Annotated in this window: 16 protein-coding genes and 2 pseudogenes; 12 read left to right on the forward strand and 6 right to left on the reverse strand. The window is 32.3% G+C overall.

Annotated elements, in window-relative coordinates; genetic code table 11:
• Positions 1–191: 191 nt before the first annotated feature.
• Positions 192–712, reverse strand: a pseudogene (locus CYAN10605_RS19120) (IS5 family transposase); the annotation flags it as partial.
• Positions 713–885: 173 nt separating this feature from the next.
• Between CYAN10605_RS19120 and CYAN10605_RS06290 the strand changes: the two are divergent.
• Positions 886–1,869, forward strand: a pseudogene (locus tag CYAN10605_RS06290) (IS4 family transposase); the annotation flags it as partial.
• Between the two features lie 549 nt (positions 1,870–2,418).
• On the opposite strand, the gene CYAN10605_RS17800 reads toward CYAN10605_RS06290, so the two are convergent.
• Positions 2,419–3,060 (reverse strand): cyclic di-GMP-binding domain-containing protein, MshE-related, encoded by a 642-nt coding sequence (locus tag CYAN10605_RS17800; protein ID WP_015219102.1) that lies wholly within the window; start codon positions 3,058–3,060, stop codon positions 2,419–2,421.
• Positions 3,061–3,338: 278 nt separating this feature from the next.
• Between CYAN10605_RS17800 and CYAN10605_RS06300 the strand changes: the two genes are divergently transcribed.
• The 3 genes from CYAN10605_RS06300 (at position 3,339) to CYAN10605_RS06310 (ending at position 5,624) form a co-directional block, all read left to right on the forward strand.
• Entirely contained in the window at positions 3,339–4,250 is a 912-nt protein-coding gene (locus CYAN10605_RS06300) for a branched-chain amino acid transaminase (protein WP_015219103.1), read from the forward strand.
• 577 nt (positions 4,251–4,827) lie between these two features.
• Positions 4,828–5,121 carry a hypothetical protein gene (locus tag CYAN10605_RS06305; RefSeq protein WP_015219104.1) on the forward strand — a complete coding sequence of 98 codons (294 nt, stop codon included), beginning with the start codon at positions 4,828–4,830 and terminating at the stop codon, positions 5,119–5,121.
• 83 nt (positions 5,122–5,204) lie between these two features.
• The gene (locus CYAN10605_RS06310) at positions 5,205–5,624 is read left to right on the forward strand and encodes a heavy metal-responsive transcriptional regulator (protein WP_015219105.1); all 420 of its coding nucleotides are present in this window, start codon (positions 5,205–5,207) and stop codon (positions 5,622–5,624) included.
• A 110-nt stretch (positions 5,625–5,734) separates the two neighbouring features.
• Here the strand turns inward: CYAN10605_RS06310 and CYAN10605_RS06315 are convergent, their stop codons facing one another.
• Together CYAN10605_RS06315 and CYAN10605_RS06320 are read right to left on the reverse strand one after the other, a co-directional pair.
• A complete protein-coding gene (locus tag CYAN10605_RS06315; RefSeq protein WP_015219106.1) occupies positions 5,735–6,145 on the reverse strand; it encodes a hypothetical protein in 411 nt (136 codons plus the stop codon).
• Positions 6,146–6,459: 314 nt separating this feature from the next.
• Positions 6,460–8,292, reverse strand: a complete 1,833-nt coding sequence (locus CYAN10605_RS06320) for a bifunctional serine/threonine-protein kinase/formylglycine-generating enzyme family protein (protein ID WP_015219107.1) — start codon at positions 8,290–8,292, stop codon at positions 6,460–6,462.
• A gap of 137 nt (positions 8,293–8,429) precedes the next feature.
• Between CYAN10605_RS06320 and CYAN10605_RS06325 the strand changes: the two genes are divergently transcribed.
• Complete coding sequence (locus tag CYAN10605_RS06325; protein ID WP_015219108.1) at positions 8,430–8,972, forward strand: late competence development ComFB family protein; 543 nt, start codon at positions 8,430–8,432, stop codon at positions 8,970–8,972.
• Between the two features lie 101 nt (positions 8,973–9,073).
• On the opposite strand, the gene CYAN10605_RS06330 is transcribed toward CYAN10605_RS06325, so the two are convergent.
• The gene (locus CYAN10605_RS06330) at positions 9,074–9,811 is read right to left on the reverse strand and encodes an HAD family hydrolase (protein WP_015219109.1); all 738 of its coding nucleotides are present in this window, start codon (positions 9,809–9,811) and stop codon (positions 9,074–9,076) included.
• A 98-nt stretch (positions 9,812–9,909) separates the two neighbouring features.
• On the opposite strand from CYAN10605_RS06330, the gene CYAN10605_RS06335 reads away from it, so the two are divergent.
• From CYAN10605_RS06335 to CYAN10605_RS06350, 4 genes are all read left to right on the forward strand, one after another.
• Positions 9,910–11,010, forward strand: coding sequence for a TRAP transporter substrate-binding protein (locus CYAN10605_RS06335; protein WP_015219110.1), 1,101 nt, complete (start codon positions 9,910–9,912; stop codon positions 11,008–11,010).
• A 175-nt stretch (positions 11,011–11,185) separates the two neighbouring features.
• Positions 11,186–11,608, forward strand: coding sequence for a BlaI/MecI/CopY family transcriptional regulator (locus CYAN10605_RS06340; RefSeq protein WP_015219111.1), 423 nt, complete (start codon positions 11,186–11,188; stop codon positions 11,606–11,608).
• 1 nt (position 11,609) lies between these two features.
• The gene (locus tag CYAN10605_RS06345; protein WP_015219112.1) at positions 11,610–12,458 is read left to right on the forward strand and encodes a M56 family metallopeptidase; all 849 of its coding nucleotides are present in this window, start codon (positions 11,610–11,612) and stop codon (positions 12,456–12,458) included.
• A 298-nt stretch (positions 12,459–12,756) separates the two neighbouring features.
• Positions 12,757–15,036: a chorismate-binding protein gene (locus CYAN10605_RS06350; RefSeq protein ID WP_015219113.1), complete on the forward strand. Its 2,280-nt coding sequence runs from the start codon at positions 12,757–12,759 to the stop codon at positions 15,034–15,036.
• Between the two features lie 23 nt (positions 15,037–15,059).
• Here the strand turns inward: CYAN10605_RS06350 and CYAN10605_RS06355 are convergent, their stop codons facing one another.
• A complete protein-coding gene (locus CYAN10605_RS06355) occupies positions 15,060–15,815 on the reverse strand; it encodes a DUF1995 family protein (RefSeq protein WP_015219114.1) in 756 nt (251 codons plus the stop codon).
• A 74-nt stretch (positions 15,816–15,889) separates the two neighbouring features.
• Between CYAN10605_RS06355 and CYAN10605_RS06360 the strand changes: the two genes are divergently transcribed.
• The 3 genes from CYAN10605_RS06360 (at position 15,890) to CYAN10605_RS06370 (ending at position 19,813) form a co-directional block, all read left to right on the forward strand.
• The gene (locus CYAN10605_RS06360; protein WP_015219115.1) at positions 15,890–16,591 is read left to right on the forward strand and encodes a hypothetical protein; all 702 of its coding nucleotides are present in this window, start codon (positions 15,890–15,892) and stop codon (positions 16,589–16,591) included.
• 129 nt (positions 16,592–16,720) lie between these two features.
• Positions 16,721–17,785, forward strand: coding sequence for a hemolysin family protein (locus tag CYAN10605_RS06365; RefSeq protein ID WP_015219116.1), 1,065 nt, complete (start codon positions 16,721–16,723; stop codon positions 17,783–17,785).
• 285 nt (positions 17,786–18,070) lie between these two features.
• Positions 18,071–19,813, forward strand: a complete 1,743-nt coding sequence (locus tag CYAN10605_RS06370; protein ID WP_015219117.1) for a two-component system response regulator — start codon at positions 18,071–18,073, stop codon at positions 19,811–19,813.
• Positions 19,814–19,838: the final 25 nt, after the last annotated feature.

Below are 19,838 nucleotides of genomic sequence, written 5' to 3' on the forward strand. Positions count from 1 at the left end.
TTTCCTTCGGTCTAACTAAGTATTCACTTATTCCTTTTCTTTTTATTTCCTCACCGCTAAATGTTAACCAACTATATGCTAATGTTATTATGATTAGGCTTTGTTGCATAAATTAATAAATAGGGAATTTTGTTTCAACAGGTGCGATGTCAGCGAAGCTGAAGCACGGCGCGATCGCCTAAACCTTATATTTATCTGTTATTAACTATATAGCTATCTGCTTTAGCTATTTGTCTCATTCTATTCAACAACAGACATTGAACAAATAGTTCTACTGCCTGGTTATCAAAATTTCTACTACTTACTTTACCTCCAAATATTGTTTTTAACCTAAACATTGTTGTCTCTGAGATAGAACGTCGATGATAGCCACTTTCTTGTTTCCATTCTTTTCTTCCTATTTCTTCGATTCTGTCAATATTCTTATTTCTGTCCCCATCCATATCTGACCATTTTTTGGGCATTTTTTTTGTGGTGGTATTATTGCTTTTGCCCCTCTTTCTTCTATTGCTTGATAGCATTTTCTTTTGTCGTAAGCACCATCGGTGGACACTTGTTCTATTTCACCCTCGATTATTTCTGATCAACTTTTTAGTACATCACTATCATGACAATCATTTGTTGTTACCTCCGCCACCAGAATTTCACCGGTTTTTTCATCTACCGCTAAATGTAATTTTCGCCACGTTCTTCTTTTACTCATACCATGCTGTCCATTAGCTAGAAGTTAAATAAATGAGCAAAAAGTCAATATTTTGCTAATAAAACTTAATAAACAGCTCAAAACTTGATGAATGCTACTATTTAAGATTATTTACTTTTTCTTACTTACTTTGAATGACCAAGAAAATTAACCGAGACCACGCCCAGAAAAAACATCATCCCTTGAGTGAAAATGATGCTATTGTTTCCCATTTGTCTGAACTTTTAACCCCTTCTATTTTTGCCCAACAGAGTCTGTTTCGTGATTTGGGAATGAGAAATCGTGTTCTCAATTTATCATTAATGACCGCAGCAATATTGACTCTTTTATGGCGAAATGTCCCCAGTGTCAACGAATTAACTCGTATTTTGAATCGGGAGGGTTTTTTGTGGGTAGATCCGACAAAAGTAAGTCAAAAAGCACTATCTGACCGATTTTTAACTTTTCCCTCCATTTTATTTGAACAAGTATTCAAACAATTACTACCAAAATTCAAGGAAAGATGGCAAAAAAGAACCAATCATCCACTCCCTGATAGTGTCTGTTTTTCTTTAACAAAATTTAAGCAGATTTGGATTGTTGATGGTTCAACATTGGAAGCATTGTTCAGAAAATTAGATAGTTTAAAAGATATTCCTACAGGAAAATTAGCGGGGAAAATGGCAGTAGTGATGGATTTAGCAACCAGATTACCCGTAGAAATTTGGGTAGAAGAAAATCCCAGTATTTCTGAGGTTAAATTTGAGGAAAATATTCTAAATTTAGTAAAAAGTCAGACTCTATTATTGTTGGATAGAGGATTTTATCATTTTCTATTTTGGCAAGAATTAATAACAAGAAATATTGATTTTATTACGAGAATAAAAAAAGGGGCATCTATAGAAATATTAAAACGATTTACGAATAGTCATGATTTGAGAGACAGCCTAATAAATATAGGTGATGGAAGGAAGAAAACGCCAATTGTGACCTTACGTCTGGTTGAAATTAGGTCAAAAAATAAGTGGCATTCTTATTTGACATCAGTAACAAGTCCTGAAATTTTACCCCCTCATGTGGTGGTCAACTTATATGGAAAACGTTGGCGAATAGAGGAGGCATTTAATACAGTAAAAAGATTATTAGGTCTGAGTTATTTATGGACAGGTTCAATCAATGAAATAGAGAAAACCAAGGCAGAAATTAATTATTGCTCCGTTTCCAGAATTGGGAAAAAATCAAAAAAACTTTTTCTTTGAAAATTCCTTTACACCTTGCTTTTAACCTTAACTTCTAACCAATGATGAGACAGTGTATCCTCAGAAATCCAAAATGTCAGACTACCTCTTTGTTTTAAACCCTGATTAACCTCAATTCGATTTAAGAATATTGGATAAGGATAGATGTCAGGTTTCAGGTTGCAGGTTGCAGGTGTTAGGTTTAAGGGAGTAATGAGTAACGAGTAACGAGTAATTATCAACTATTCACCCCAACACTATTTACCTTTGCCCCTTGCCCTTTTTCCATCATTCATAGATGAAAATTTATCCCGAACTCAGGTTGATTATATTCTGACCAATTTCTGAGACGATATTTTTCTTTCATAGTTAAGTGACCGTATCTTGAGAGCAAAACAGATGTTATTATTTTATTCTATACACAAAAAGGCTTTAACTCATCATTTATGCAACAAAGCCATCTGATACTATTATTCTCGGATACATACTTTCCCTATTTTAATAAGAGGTTTTCAGCCAAGTCATTGATTCTAAATCATCTTCCACTAATTCTTGATTGTCAATTATATTTTTTGTATGTTTAGAGTTTAAACTTTGTTTATCTCGGTGATTGTTGGATGAGGTTACAAAAGATTTTTCTTTTTCCATATCATTATGCGTTGTATTTTTATGAGAATTTGTAAACTTACTTTGCTTTGAAAGGGTGCGAATTTTATATTGTAAGTGGTTATCGTTTAAACCTTCATTTGTAAAATATTTCAGGAAAAAATTGAGAGTTTCTTGTTTAATACAACCTCTTAAGACAGCCAGAGAGCCAAATTTAACCCCAGATTTGTGCTGTTCTTTTAAAATTTCCTGAATATCTTTTTCCGTCAATAACCCTGCTTCTAGTAAGTATTCCCCTATTTTTTTTGCTTCTTTTTTTGGAGGCAATTGTATTCTTTCTGCGAAAAAATCTACTAATTCTTGATTCACCCATCCATGAAGTGCAAGAATTTCTCCCAACTTTAAATGAGTATAAAAACTTTGTTCCATCAATGCAACTGCAACTTGGTCAGAATTGACAAACCCTGCTTCTTGCAAAATTTCTCCAATGAGTTTATTTTTCAATTGATGGTATTTTAATTGATTATTTTCCATTGATTTTATCACTCCTAATAAGTGTTCGATTCTTTTGCGTGAATAACAGAAAGATGTTATGAGATACCTATTTTTTTTTGCAGAGACTTACATAATAATTTACTATATATTTCCTTGATTATCTTAACTGATAAGTGAGAAATAACCAAATAAATATGATGATTTAAAGTATGGATAAAAAAACTGAAGAGTTATCAACAGATAAATTATAGAATTTAATGATATTATTGAAGGATCTGTATTTTCGATCGAATCAATAAATATTTTTATAGTTAATCATGCCCGATTTTTTACCAATAGCCTATTTTGAAGGTCAGTTTGTTCCTTTTGCTGATGCAAAAATTTCTATCGCTACTCACGGCTTACACTATGGTACAGGTGCTTTTGGTGGTTTGAGAGGTACAATTAATCCTCAAAATCCCCATCAAGTGTTATTATTTCGCTTAGACCGTCATTGTCGTCGTTTAAGCAACAGTGCTAAATACTTACACTATAATTTATCTGCGGATAAGATAAAGACCGTTATCAAAGATTTTGTTAGTAAAAATAAACCAAGTAAACCCTTCTATATTCGCCCTTTTGTTTACACTTCAGATTTAGGTATTGCCCCTAGATTACACAATATTGAAAAAAACTTTTTCGTTTACGGTTTAGAAATGGGAGATTATTTATCCCCTGATGGTATTAGTTGCCGAATCAGTTCATGGTATCGTCAGGAAGACCGTAGTTTACCTTTACGGGGCAAAATTAGTGGCGCTTATATTACTTCCGCTTTGGCAAAAACTGAGGCAGTAGATAGTGGTTTTGACGAAGCAATTTTAATGAATTCTCAAGGAAAAGTTTGCGAAGCCACGGGAATGAATATTTTTATTGTTAGAAATAATAAATTAATCACTCCTAATGTAGATCAAGATATCTTAGAAGGTATAACTAGGGATAGTATAGTTACTATTGCTAAAGATTTAGAAATTGAAGTAGAAGAAAGAGAAATTGATAAAACAGAATTATTTATTGCTGATGAAGTATTTTTATGTGGTACTGCGGCAAAGATTACTCCCGTAAAAAGAGTGGAAAATTATCATCTTCCTGCGGATAAAAAAATAACCATGAAATTGAAAGAAAAACTAACTGAAATTACCGAGAATAGAGATCCAATTTATAAGGATTGGATTACCGTAATTGATGTCTAATTTTACATATTCAATATATGGGAACGAAATAAGTAATGAGTAATGGGTAGAAATAAAGGGTCAGAAGTTAGAAATTGTGAGGATAAAATTAAAATTAAGGGTTAATTATTCTTCATTCTTTATTCTTCCTTTGCTCATTGCCCATTGCTTTTTAATTGTTAATTGCTAATTAACCAGAGTTTTAGATAAGCTGAAAGCATTATTTTCTCGTAGTCAGAAAACCTTATAGCTTCTTAGAAATAACAATAAAATTGCTTTAATCCGAACTGAAGTTAAATAGTTAAGAATTAAAAATTAAGAATTAAGAATTAAAAATCGCAAATACTTACTACTTATTTATTATTTATTATTTATTATTTATTACTTGTTTCTCCTTTTCCCCTCATCACCTCATCCCCCCATCCCCTACCACCTGAAACCTGCAACCTGACACCTGACACCTAACCTTATCAGATATTCTTAAACCGAACTGAGGTTAATTAACTTGTCAATATGACAGATTAGATGAACTTTTGTTTCTATAAAATAAAGTTTTAAATTGTGAGTAAAATTAAAGTAAAGATGTTAAATTAAAACTATGAAAAAGTCACTTTCTCATTCAATTAAAAAAATCTATCGCAAAGAACCTATCTCTGCTTTTATTATTATATTCGGCTTTGTGGATTCTATTTTAGGGGGATTTGAGGAACGTTGGACTCTTTTATCGTTAGGTCTGTTAATAGCTACTACAGGCTTATTTATGCGTTGGTTACAAACAACAAAACCTCAAAAAATAACTACCGTGTCTCGAACTAGACGATACTTACCACCCAGTAGGAATAGTTTAACTCCTTTGCCTCCTTTAAAACGAAAACGAGATTATCGTTTCTGATTATTCAAATTTCATCCGAATGGTTTTTATTACCTTAAAGCTAAAGTTGTGTAATGAAATAAGAATGATAAATCACAGAAAAAATGCTTAATTCTTTTACTATTGGGAATGTTGCCAAACAAAGTAATTTACCAGTGAAAACTGTTCGTTATTATGCTGATTTAGGGTTACTATCTCCTCATCTTTCGAGGGATAACAATGGCTATCGTTTATTTTCTCCTGCGGTTTTTCAAAGGTTAAATTTTATACGTCGATCGCAATCTTTGGGATTAACATTAAAAGAAATAAAACAAATATTAGTTGTATATGATCAACAACAAATTCCCTGTAGTGTAGCAAAACAATTACTAACAGATAAATTAGAAGAAATAGAGTCAAAAATCAATGAATTGAAGATGTTGAAAGACGAGTTAAATGGTATTTTATCTAGTTGGCAAGAAATTAAAAATTTTGAAAATGTTAAAGATAATATTTGTCCGAATATCGCCAACATCAATCATTAGTCAATTCCTTCTATAGGATTATAACTCCTGACTCCTTCAACATAGTTTTCTCTATTATCTCTAATTTAAAGTTTGCTTTCGGGAATCAGAAAGCCCTTACAACCAAAGATTTAAAATGAGGTATTTTTCCCTTGGGCATCGACAAAGTTAAAAATTTTGATGGCTTCTCCCTCTTCAGTATCATCGGAATTATCTGCACTTTTTAGAGCAGAATCAATAGGTTTATTTTCTGGAGGAGATTCTAGGTTAGGAGTAGTACTATTTTCTTTTTTTATCGGTAGTTTTGGTTGTGGATTATTATGAGAGGAAAAAATTTTTCCTAATTCTTTTTGGATAGACTTAAGCAATTCTGGTTCACCTCCTACTATTTGCTGAATTTCTTGAGCAGAGGTAAGAAAATTTTGTATTTTTTCTTTGGTTGTCGCTAAGTATTTTTTCTTTTCAATTAATTCTTGCTGTTTAGCTTGTAAACTCTGAATTTGATTACTTATATCCTGTTCTAATTTATCAAAAATATTCATGCGATCGCACCTATTGAGTATTTATATTAATGAGTAATTAGCAATTATATTACTTCCTTTCTGATATTTTGGTTGAAAAAACAATAGCTCTATTACTTTGAGTCTGTAAATTATTGGTTAGGATAGGCAAACCCCTCTGTGTCTCCCCTTAAAAGGGGAGAAGGGCAAGAGGCAATTATTAAATAATAATTTATAAACTTTTAGTTTCTATTTTACTATAAACACTATTAAAGAAAAGTTATGGAAGTTATCCCCCATTAATTTATCATAACCATTGTAAAAGAGCCATAATATTCCCTTGAACCTCAGTTAAATCAATCTAAGACGCACACCACCCGAAAACCGATAAAATTATAAGAAGAATCTGGAGCATAACTATTTCTTTTTGCACTACGACAATATTCCGAAGATAGTGACCATGATCCTCCCCTCACAACTCGATTTTGATTAACCATAGAAGTTAAATGCGCCGTACCATCTTTTGGTTTTTGGGTATAGCTACTTACATAATTGTCTTCGCACCATTCCCAGACATTGCCATGAACATCATATAAGCCGAAAGGATTGGGATAAAAATTGTCCACAGGGGTTGTTTTCTTTTCGTATTTAATGTTTTTATTCTTATTATCCTTATTGGGGCGATCAAAATTTGCCACTTCGGAAGTAATTACATCCCCAAAAGAAAAAGCAGTGTTAGTATTCCCACGACAAGCATATTCCCATTCCGACTCAGTGGGTAAACGGTAATTTCTGCCCGTATATTTACTCAATCGCTTACAAAATTCTTGTACATCAAACCAAGAAACCCTTTCGACTGGCAAAGCATCACCTCTAAAGAGAGCAGGTTTGTGCTTCAAATTGCGAGTTACTTTTGGAAAGTAAGAAACCGTTTTCCACTGTAATTGAGTAACGGGATATTTGCTGATATAAAAAGAATTTAGATTAACCTTATGTTGAGGACTTTCATCTTTTTCACGATGACGCTCATCACTACTTGAACCCATCATAAACTGACCAGAGGGAATAAATATCATTTCTAAATTTACCCCTTGTCCTAAATATTCAACGAAATATTGTCCTTTTTTTGTCGTTAAATTTTTTTCAATCTTAGAAACAAATCCAAATAATTTTTTTTCTTCTGTGAGGGTAACAGTTTCAAAGCTAAATTCTTCAATATTTGGATAATTATATTTTGGTTTTGTAATAGTGGGGGGAGTAATAATCTGAGTTGACCTTTGTACTACCGTTTCCTCTGGAGGAGGCGCAATAAACTCTGTTTGTTCGATTATTTTTTGTTTTTCTTGGCTTGAAGATTCTTCTTGGGTTTGAGCTTGTTTAAATAAATCTAGCCAATCTTTTAAACATTGAGGGCGTTGTTTTATATCCAATGCCATACCCTTTAAAATTGCATCAGAAAAGCGATCGCTCATCTGGTTATTATATTGAATAGGGGGTACTAAATCTTGAAAACTTCTTAAATTTGCATTTAAAGGTAGTTGAGCAGTAGTTAAAACGTAGAGAATTGCCGCCAAAGAATAAATATCACTATAAACCCCTAGCTTTCCAGAATCCTTGATTTTTTCTGGAGGAGAAAAACAGTCATTGGGAGAAATCGGAGTCTTTCTTGCCGCTAAAGCAAACAATTTTACTGCCCAACCATAGTCAACAATAATCGGATTTTGAGTTTTATCTTCAATAATGATATTTTGAGGTTTTAAATCAAGATGAAGACATTTATTTTGATGAAGAATATTAACCGCCGAGGCAACCTTTGTAATTATTTTCAGAGCTTCTTCTGGGGATAATTTGCCATTATCATCAATATAGTTAGCAAGATCATTACCTTCAGGATAATCCATCACCATATAAGCGAGATCATCTTCGAGAAACACATGAGGATATAACTTAATTAAGCAAGGACTTTGACACTTTTGGGCAACTTGTTGAGCTTGTTTGATTAACTTTTCTGCTAAGTCTCCCCTCTCCGCTTCCATAATTTTAGTAATATTAGTGGTTTTGAGAGTGACTAACATATCTCGTTTAACATCTCTCGCCCGATAACAAGGACTAGAGCCACCTCGAAGTAAAATGGACTCAACTATATATTGACCGTTATTAAGTTTTTTTCCCTTTTTCCAACTGCTCATTTAGTTTCTAAATGTTTCTCTACTGTATAAATCATACTAAACTAACAGTAATTTCTGATAAATATTTCATCTAATTCTATCTCCTTGAGCAAATAGTATTAGAATATTATCGGTATCTTAATAATTGTCAAAGTTTCATGGATATTGAAAAAATTGTCGAACAGGCATTAGAAACGGGCTATCTCACTCCTTCCATGGAAGCGGAAGTAGGTAGATTATGTGATGCTTCTGGAGAACTTTCTGCCGAAGAATACAAGGCTTTAGATAAGTTGATGGGGGCGTTATTAACAGGAGAAATTACTGCCACTCCTAAAAAACAATTCATTAATGTTATGGAAGAGCTTGTGGTAAGCGAAGTCATTAGCCGAGTAGCAGAAATTGAAACTACTAGCGATACATTGTTAGATGTGGGAGATATTTCTGCCTATGCTTTAAACCGTTTACCTCCTCTCTATGCTACTACCGAAGAAGGGGCGGAGTTTCAAAGAAAAAAAGCTAAAGAAGAATTACACGGCTTAATTTTAGAACAGGTTGAGCAGGCTATTGCGCTATATCTCGATCGCCCCTCATTTTATCCTGAAAGACAAGCAATTAACAAGACTGGGGTAACAGGGGGAGTTTTTGAACAAGTGAGTAAACTGTTACAATCACAAGCCTCTCTATATGAGGGGAGTAATTAGAAGTTGGGGTTTAGAAAAAAGGTTGCAGGTTGTAGATTGCAGGTTACAGCTATGGAGTTCACCCGAAGCCGAGTAAATGAATAATGAGTAATAAGTGGAAGTTAGGCAATTTTGATTTGTGCTAAATCACTAATTACGACATCAGCAGTATTTAAGTGGGTTGCGTGGGGATATTTCCAACAGATACCAATAACGCCTCCTGCTTGGGCATTTTTTGCCATGGCAATGTCTCCTTGAGAATCTCCTACCATGAGAGTATTTAGGGGATTTACTCCTAACTGCTGACAAGTTTGTAAGTAGAGGCGAGGGTCTGGTTTGGAAAGACCACCATCAACACCCATGATAAAATCTATGTAGGGGGAAAGTTGGTGATTTTCGACAAAATCTTTGACTCCTTGAGTGGTATCGGCGGACAAGATAGCTATTTTTAAGCCTTTTTTTGATAACATTTCTAAGACTTCTAAACTTCCTGCAAATAAAGGTGAAGTTAAACCTCTGGTGGGAAAAGCTTTTTCTGCATTTTCAAAACATTCGGAGGCTATTTCTAAGGCTTCAAACCAACTTTTTCCCGTTTCTGCAATATATCCCGCCGCTACAATTTGGTTTTCTTTGTTACTACCTACTGCCATTAAACCTGTGGGATTAAGATAGTTTTGTTCTACTCCAAAAGCCATTAAGAGAGGTTCATAAGTCCCGGGTATATTTGCATCAATCAAACGAGCTCTTTTATGTGCTAATTCCCGTAAAAATTTTTCTGAATCTGCCAAAGTACCATCTTTGTCAAAAATAATCGCTTCTATGTTGCGAAATAAATGTTGATTACAACGTATCGTTATCATGATGATTTTTTATTTTATGATTTTATGATTTTATGATTAATTAATTTCTTTAAGATGATATTTTTTAAGGACAATCAAATAATTATTTAATCAAATATATGCAAAGAAGACAATTTTTAACTAATGCGGGAATTAGTGCGGTAACTTCAGCAACCTTAGTTTCTTGTCAAAGTCAAAATAAATCTTCGGTTACGGCGAATAGTTTACCTGAAATAAAATGGCGTATGGTGACGAGTTGGCCTAAATCTTTAGATACTATTTATGGATCTGTAGTGGGTTTGTGCGATCGCCTCAAGGCGATGAGTAGCGGTAAATTTCAAATTACTCCTTATGCGGCGGGGGAAATTGTACCGGGATTGGAGGTATTAGATACAGTGCAAAATGCTACTGTTGAATGTGGACACACTGCTAGTTATTACTATGTGGGTAAAAACTCGGCTCTCGCTTTTGGCACGGGTATCCCTTTTGGATTATTGGCGGGGCAACATAACGCTTGGTGGTACTATGGTGGCGGTTTAGAAGCCATGCAAAAAGTTTATAGTGATTTTAATATTATCAACTTTCCTGCAGGAAATACGGGGGCGCAAATGGGGGGATGGTTTAAGCGAGAAGTAAAATCTCTGGCGGATTTAAAAGGTTTAAAAATGCGTATTCCCGGTTTAGGTGGGGAGGTAATGGGTAAATTAGGGGTAACGGTTCAAAATATTCCGGGAGGGGAAGTTTTTTTAGCTCTGGACAGAGGAGCGATCGATGCGGCAGAATGGGTAGGCCCCTATGATGATGAAAAATTAGGTTTAAACAAGGTTGCTCAGTACTATTATTACCCCGGATGGTGGGAACCAGGTCCTTCTTTGGAAATTTTAATAAATAAATCTGCTTGGGAAAAATTACCCACAGAGTATCAAAATATGATGGAAGTCTGTGCTAGAGAAAGCAACATTACCATGTTAGCTCACTACGATTTTGTCAATCAACAAGCCTTAAAATCTCTCATTACAGGAGGCACAAAATTAGTTCCTTTTCCTCAAGATATTCTTAAACAAGCCGAAAAAATATCCTTTGAATTGTATGAAAATAATGCTCAACAAAACCCTACTTTTAAAGAAATTTACCAATCATGGTTAGAATTTAGAAAGGGTATTTTACAATGGAACAGTATTAATGAGTTGAGTTTTGCCAATTTTGTTAACCCTAAATAGAACCTAAGTTCGATATAAAATTGTCGGTTAAGGTAGGCAATAGGGAACAGGCAACAGGCAATGGTATTTATTATTGTAATTCTGAACTCCTAACTCGTCTTCCCTAACACCTGAAACCTGAAACCTGAAACCTCTTTCATCACTCTGAATCTAAATTAATTATTCATTGAATCAAATGTCTTTTTTACCAAAATACCGACCGCAAAAATTATCTTTAGGATTCTTAGAACAAGAAATCTTAGAAATTATCTGGGATTTAGGCTGTGCTAGTGCTAAGGATATACACGATCGCATTTTAGCAGATCCAGACCGAGAATTAGCCTATGCTTCAGTGATGACAGTGTTGCAAAGACTAACCAAAAAAGGCTGGTTAACGCACAAAAAGAAGGGTAGAGCGTTTTTCTGGTATCCTCTCATTTCCCGTGAACAAGCCCAAGCAGTGCAATCCTATGAACAATTACATAACTTTTTAGCTATTAGTAACCCAGAAGTAGTTGCTTCTTTCGCTGATAGCTTAGATACTGCAAGTATAGAACAAATAGAGGCGATCGCCACTCGTTTAGCAGAAGTAAGAAAACAAAGAGGAGAGAAACAATAAAATGCACTTATTATTAATTTTTATCAGTTTATTATTAGCCTATGGTCTGAGAATATTAAGCCAATTTATTAGTAAAAAATATCAGCAAAAATGGGGCTTATCTTTATTTTTATTTGCCTTTCCTACTTTAATTTTATTGATGACCTGTATTGCTATTATTTGTATGGGTTATCAAGGAGAAATGTGGGGAATAAAAGCTAGTAAATTGAGCTATTACTTATCTATTAGTTTCTTAATTTATGCTTTATTTACTCTTGTTAAAAATACCTTAGACCATCTCAAAACTTGGTCAATTTTGCAACAGTGTTCAGTGCAAAAAATTAATAATTATAAGTTTAAACTCCTAGAAACAGATTTTCCTTATGCCGCGCAGATAGGTTTTTGGAACTCCCAATTAGTGTTAAGTCAAGGGTTAATAAAACTACTTTCTCAAGAACACTTATTAGCAGTTATAGCCCATGAATCAGCCCATAAGAAATGTAGAGATCCTTTTTTATTTTTCTGGCTATTTTATCTTAAAAAATTAGGTTTTTGTTTACCTAATAATGAACAACTTTGGGATAATTTAATATTATTGAGGGAATTAAGAGCGGATCAAATTGCGGCGAAAAAAGTTGATTATCTTTTAATAGCAGAATCTTTGATACAAGTTACATCATCTATAATGACGCTACCTTCTGAATTTAATCACAACCTAGAATGCACATTTTACGATAATCGTTTACAAGTCAGAATTGATAATTTAATGGCAGAAAAAGAAGATCTTGTTAACAATAATTATTTAGAAATAATCTGGTTATTATTTATTTTTATTCCTTGGCTGTTTTTCCCTTTTCATAATCCTTGTTAAATATATAGCAGTTCTCATTATCGGAAAATAAGTAATAATAGTATAAAAAACTGTAGCTCATAAAACGGTAAAAGGTTTGTAGTAAGGGCTTTAGCCCTTTATTTCCGGAACTGTTGAAACCCCTAAAGGGGTAACTATAAACTTTTGTTTACTTAGTTTTAATAAACGCTATATATAATATTCTTAAATAAGTTAAATAAGGAATTGTTAGAAAAAATTTCCCCTGTCTTCTGGGAGATAGGTTGAGGGCAAGAGTAAAATAATTAACGCTTTAAAGCACTGTTTTGTAACAACTTTTATGAGAACTTTAATTATTGATAATTATGATTCTTTTACTTACAATATATATCAATTAGTTGCAGAAATAAATCAAGAAAAACCTATTGTTATAACTAATAATCAATTATCTTGGCAAGAAATTGAAGACAATAATTTTGATAATATAATTATTTCTCCGGGGCCAGGTAATCCAAAAAATAGAAAAGATTTTGGTGTTTGTCAAGATGTTTTATTAAACTCAAATATTCCTATTTTGGGCATTTGTTTGGGACATCAAGGATTAGGATATTATTATGATGCTCAAATAACTAAAGCACCAGAGCCTTATCACGGTAGAATTAGCAAAGTTTACCATAATAGTAATAGTATTTTTGATGGTATTCCTTCTCCTTTTTCTGTGGTTCGCTATCACTCTCTATTAATTGCGAATAATCCTGCCAATTTTCCTTCTAATTTAGAAATAATAGCCCATACTGAAGATAATTTAATTATGGGTATAAAACATAAATTAAAACCTTTTTGGGGTGTGCAATTTCACCCTGAATCCATTTGCTCTGAATATGGTGAGCAAATATTAACTAACTTTAATATTCTTTCAGAAAAATATTATTTATCTCACAATAAAGATGTAAAAAATATCAAATTAAATAGCTTTCAAAATGTAGCAGACAAAATAATTTTAAATAAGAGTATAGATAATAAAAAACAGGATAAATTCAAGTTATTTAGTCAAAAATTAGATTTTTATGTTGACTCCGAAATTGTTTTTGAGCATTTATATCGAGATGCAAATCCTAGTTTTTGGTTAGACAGTAGTATGATAGCAGAGGGTTTATCTCGATTTTCTTATATGGGAGATTGTGAAGGGGAAAATAGTTTTTTTATTAGTTATGATGTTAATACCAATACTATAATTCAGTTTAAAAAAGAAGAAAAAAAGATAATTAAGAATAATATTTTTGATTTTTTACAACAATATTTAGACCAATATAATAATTATAATTTGGATTTACCCTTTAACTTTAATGGGGGATTTGTTGGTTATTTCGGTTATGAATTAAAAGCCTTATGTGGGTATAAAAATAAACATATATCTTCTTATCCTGATGCTCAATTTATTTTTGCAGATAGGATGATTGTTTTTGATCATTTAGACAAGTGTATTTATTTAGTTTATTTAGGAAAAGAAAATTCTAAACAAAAAGCTAATAACTGGTTTAAAAATTTAGCGGAAAAACTATTTTTACTACATCAGTATAATGATAATCAATCATGGGAAAAATCTTCTAATCTTCAATTAAAAAACTCTCCTAAAAAAGCAGACATTTTATGGGATGTTAATTCAAAAGTTTCTAGTATAAAAGATAATTCAAATACAGGCAAATATTCTAAGCAAGAGCATCTAAATGATATATTCAAAGCTAATAATGACAATTTATATCATGATAAATGTAGTGGCTTGTCGATTTATTTAAGTAGAAATAAAAAGGAGTATTTAGATAATATAGAATCATCTTTACAAAAAATAAGATTAGGAGAAAGTTATGAGATTTGCCTTACAAACCATCTTTATTTGCCTAATATTGATAACTCTTTAGATTTTTATTCTTATTTAAGAACTCAAAATTCAGCTCCTTATAGTTGTTTTTTTAGATTTAATGATTTAAGTATTGTTTCTTGTTCTCCTGAGCGTTTTTTGCATCTGGATAAACAGGGAAATTTAGAATCAAAGCCCATCAAAGGCACAGTAAAAAGAGGGAAAACTAAAGATGAAGATGAACAGCTAAAAAATCAATTAAAGTGTAGTGAAAAAGAACAAGCAGAAAACCTTATGATTGTCGATTTATTACGCAATGATTTAGGAAAAGTGTGTCAGGTGGGCAGTGTCACTGTTCCTAAGTTAATGGCGATCGAATCTTATAGTACAGTACATCAAATGGTGTCCACAGTCAAAGGAAAAATCAAGGAAGGAATCAAAACCACAGATTGTATTAAGGCTTGTTTCCCCGGTGGTTCAATGACTGGAGCACCAAAGAAACGCACTTTAGAAATTATTGACGACTTAGAGACGGAAGCAAGGGGCATTTATTCAGGTTGTATCGGATTTTTAGCCCTTAACGGCACGATGGACTTAAACATAGTTATTCGTACTGCTATTATAACCCCAGAAAAAACTGCTATCGGTGTTGGCGGAGCAATTACTTATTTATCTTCCCCCGAATTAGAATTTGCAGAAACCATGTTAAAAGCCCAAGCCTTACTCAATGCCGCACTATTTTTAAACGAGAATAAGAAATAAGATACTCAAGTAAGCCCCTATCTCTAATTATTTAGGGCTTTGAGGAAACTTTTGAGAGAAGCAAACAAGCCAGAAGCAGAGGGAGGAGGTGTGTTATTGTTATTATCAGAATCATCCTCCGTTTGACCTTGCAAAATGCGATCGAGGTTTTCCCCTAAAGGCTTTTGAGGAACTTCTGCGATTAACTCATAATCTTCATTTTCTTCATTTTGTTGCCATACTTGCCATAATTGGGGGTAGCTTCTTAACACCACAGCAGACTCTAAAGGGCGAAAATAATAAGCAGATTCGAGAATACTAATAAATCTTTCTCTTAACTGTCTAGCCGCATAACCAATACCCACAATGGAAACATCTTCTAATTGAGGAATTAATAAAATAACAGGGCGATCGCCTGCTATGTTACATAACTTTTCCACTAAATTAACTTCCACTGCTGAAGGAGAAATTACCAGAAAAACTTGATCTGTATCGCTAATTTTTCTTTCAATAGGACTACGACTACTACCAATATCTGTTACTTGAAATTCCGTCTCTCCCCAATCTCTCCTTGCCAAAGCCGCCGCCCCTGTATCAGGGAAAAATAATTTCAGCCCTGCACCATATTCAGAGAAAAAATCCGCAAACTCTTGGGCTAAATATTGAGCTTTTAAGGCAATTTCAGGAATGACTAAATCAATAGTAATGCGAGTACAACCACTTTCAAGGGCAACTTTTAACGCTGATTTTGCCTGAATAATCGCTTCTTCTAGGGATTGAGGGATAACAGTAACAGTCATAAATATTTCTCAAAAATGCAAAAAAATCATTCTGTGAGTAAAAATACCATTATAGATTATCAGTTTATATAACAATGAGAAACAGAAGAGCCAGAAAAATAAGTAACCCCAGTCAAAATTTAGATTCTTTCTTAGACATTCTAACTAACACCGTAGGGGTATTAATGTTTATTGGTTTATTTGTGAGTTTGTTGGCAGTAGAAGCAGGTACGATTATTCGCACTCCTTTACGTTCAGAAACAAACAAAATACCTAATTTTTTTGAAGTGAGAGATAACAAGATATTTTATGTCAGCGATCCTCAAATTAGTCAAGAAATAGATGAAGTTGTTACCACTTTACCTCGTTGTTCTGATCCAAATATACCCAATGATATTCCCGATTATCTCTATAGTTTCTATCTTCAAGAAATTCAAGAATATCAGGCTTGTGTTAATTCAAGGGAACAAAAATTAAAAAATTTTTACTACAGTAATCAAGATTATCAAGTTACCATTAGTGAACAAGGATCAATTATTTATCAGCCAGTAGCGACTTCCTCTGGTGAAAACAAGAAAGAGTTAATGGCGACAGATTCTGACTATGGTACTATTTTAAAACAATTAGATCCACAAATAAACTACGTTGCTTTCTTAGTACGTCCCGACAGTTTTGAGGCATTTCGTGTAGCAAGACAAAAAGCAAGAAGTATGGGTTATGAAGTCGGTTGGATACCTTTCACAGAAGATAGAGTTATTTCTTTTGGTTCTGGAGGGCGTTCTGTAGGGGTACAATAAATATTTATTGAGGGATTAGGAGATTGAGTTTTGGGGAAATTTTTATCAATATTTTAGAAATTTCTACTCTCTACTTCTCCCTTTAACCATGATTAATAATATTTGATCCTAACTCTTAACTCCTTTATAATGTTCAACTTATTTATTTCCGTCATTATTGTTTTAGCTGGTTCTGCTTTTTGTTCTTTAACTGAAACTGTGCTTCTATCTGTTTCTGATATAAAAGTAAAACAGTGGGCTCAGTCAAAAAAGTCTTCTGCCTTGGTTTTGTTACAAATTAAAAAGAAAATGAGTCGCCCTATAGCTGCGATCGTTATCCTCAATAATATCTTTAATATTGTGGGTAGTATCATAATTGGTACTTTCACCACAGAGGCTTTAGGTAGTAAATGGTTAGGAGTTTTTTCTGCCATTTTGACTTTTTTAATTATTATATTTGGTGAAATTATTCCCAAAACTCTAGGACAAAGATATGCTGATAATATTGCTTTATGGTTGGCTTTTCCTACTAAGTTTTTAGCCTTTATTTTAAATCCTTTGGTGTGGTTGATGGAAAAAATAACAGAGCCTTTAACCAAGGGAAAAGTTTTGCCGACAACCAATGAAATGGAAATTAAGTTATTAACAAATATTGGTAGCAACGAGGGAGTAATTGAGGCGGATGAAGCAGAAATGATTAACAGAGTTTTTCATCTTAATGATTTATCTGCGTACGATTTGATGACTCCAAGAATTATTATTACCTACTTAAAAGGTGATCTAACTTTAAGTGAATGTCAAGATACAATTATTAAGTCTGAACACAGTCGAATTTTAGTCGTTCAAGATTCCATTGATGATGTTTTAGGAATAGCATTTAAGAATGAATTATTAACCGCAGTCATTAAAGGTAAGGGGTCAGAAAAAATCGCAAATTTAGCCAAAAATGTGAACTTTGTACCTGAAACTATTAGGGCGGATCTTTTATTGAAAAATTTTCAGGAATTACGACAACATTTAATGGTAGTAATTGATGAATATGGTGGCGTTTCTGGGGTGGTAACATTAGAAGATGTATTAGAAGTTTTGACAGGTGATATTGTTGATGAAACAGATAAAACCGTCAATATGAGAGAAATTGCGAGGAGAAAAAGAGAAAGACTCTTAATTTCTAAAGGTATTGAGGATTTTTCTAGTTTTAATCATGTTAGCTAGATATAAATTAATTGAAAAGTTTTGTAAAGAATCACTTTAAATGTTACTATTTTGAACATTAAATAGACAAACTAATTTATCATATTGTTAGAGAATAAGATGTCAGGGGCAACTACAGAAATTTAGAATGAATCTTAACATATAGTTAAATTATGTTATTAAGGGTAATAAAAAAATAAATAATCAAATATAAATATAATAAATTTGTAACTTTAATTTAATTTTCATTGAAATAAAGATTTTTAAATTCTCATTGATGTACCAATAAATATAAAAAACTAAACCATGAATACTCCCCTTAAAGTTTTCATCATAGAAGATGAAATTATTGCCGCCGAGAGTCTTAAGTTAGATTTAGAAAATTTAGGTTATCAGGTAATAGGAAAGGAAAATAGTCATGATAAAGTATTACCGAAAATCAAGGAAAATCAACCGGATTTAATTTTAATGGATATAAAAATTAAGGGAGATATTGATGGCATAGATTTGGCAAAAAAAATTAATCAAATTATGTGTGTTCCGATTATTTATTTAACGGCTTATGCTGATGAGAAAACGTTAAATAGAGCTATGGAAACTTCTCCCTATGGCTATATTGTTAAACCTTATAAAACTGAAGATTTAGTTACAAATATTAGGATTGCATGGCAAAAATATAATCAAATAAATCACATTACTCATCAGTTAACATCTCAGCAGGAAAGACTTAATTTTATCTCTAAATATGATGAGTTAACTCAATTACCAAATCAATTATCTTTGGTAGAAAACTTTAATGGTATTTTAGAGTTATTTTATCAACAATTAAATTCTCAAGCAGACTTGGATATTGATAATAAATCTCAATTTATTCCTCTATTCTATTTGAATTTTGGTCGTTTTTATTTAATTCGGGACGAGTTGGGACAAGACCTTGCTAATATGTTATTTAAGGCTTTGGTAAAAAGATTAAAGGCTAACTTAAATGAGGACTATATATTAACAAGATTAGATGGAGATGATTTTGCTTTAATTATTCCTCCAATCAAAACAAAACAAATAGCAATTGATTTAGCAACTAATTTGTTAGAAAAAATAACTCCACCATTTATTTATAAACAACAGGAAATATATATAGATTTTAAAATAGGAATTAGTTTATATCCTATACATGGAGAAAATATAGATCAACTTTTGTATAAAGCAAAAGAAGCGGCTAAAGATTTAGAACAAAATCAATATAAAATTTACTCCCCTGCTTTTCATAGTTTTACGGCAAAACAGGTAAGTTTAGAGGCAAAATTACACAATGCTTTAGAAAATAGGGAATTAGAAATTTATTATCAACCTTTAGTCGAAATGAGAACTAATAAAATTTTTGGTGCTGAGGCTTTATTGAGATGGAATAATCCTGAAGATAAATATATTTCCCCTGAAATTTTTATTCCTTTAGCGGAAGAAATAGGTATTATTGAAACTATTAATAATTGGATTTTAAATACTGCCTGTGAAGAATTTAATTATCTACATAAAAATTTTAAATCTGATTTGCGATTATCTATTAATCTTTCAAAAAGGCAGTTTGATCAAGATTATTTAGAACAAAAAATATTAAAGATTCTGGCAGATAATTATTTTAATCCTTCTTTATTACAAATAGAAATTAGTGAAAGTCTCTTGGTTAATAATCATCAAATGGCTTCACGTAAATTAAAAAAATTACATAGTGTAGGTTTAAAAATTGCGATCGATGATTTTGGGACAGGTTACTCTTCTTTAGGATATTTACAGAATTTATATTTTGATATTTTAAAACTCGATCGCATCTTTATCAATAAAATTGAAAGTAATCCAAAAAATGCCACTATCACAAAATCTTTAATAGAAATGGCTCATGAATTAAACTTAAAAATTATTGCAGAAGGAGTAGAAACAGAACCAGAACTCTCATTTTTGCATAAAAATAAATGCGATTATTATCAAGGCTACTTATTTAGTCGTGCTTTACCGTTTCAACAATTTAAGGAATTATTAGAGATAAATATTTGATCATTCAAAAATATCATAGATAATT

Source organism: Cyanobacterium aponinum PCC 10605 (genome assembly GCF_000317675.1).
Lineage (GTDB): Bacteria > Cyanobacteriota > Cyanobacteriia > Cyanobacteriales > Cyanobacteriaceae > PCC-10605.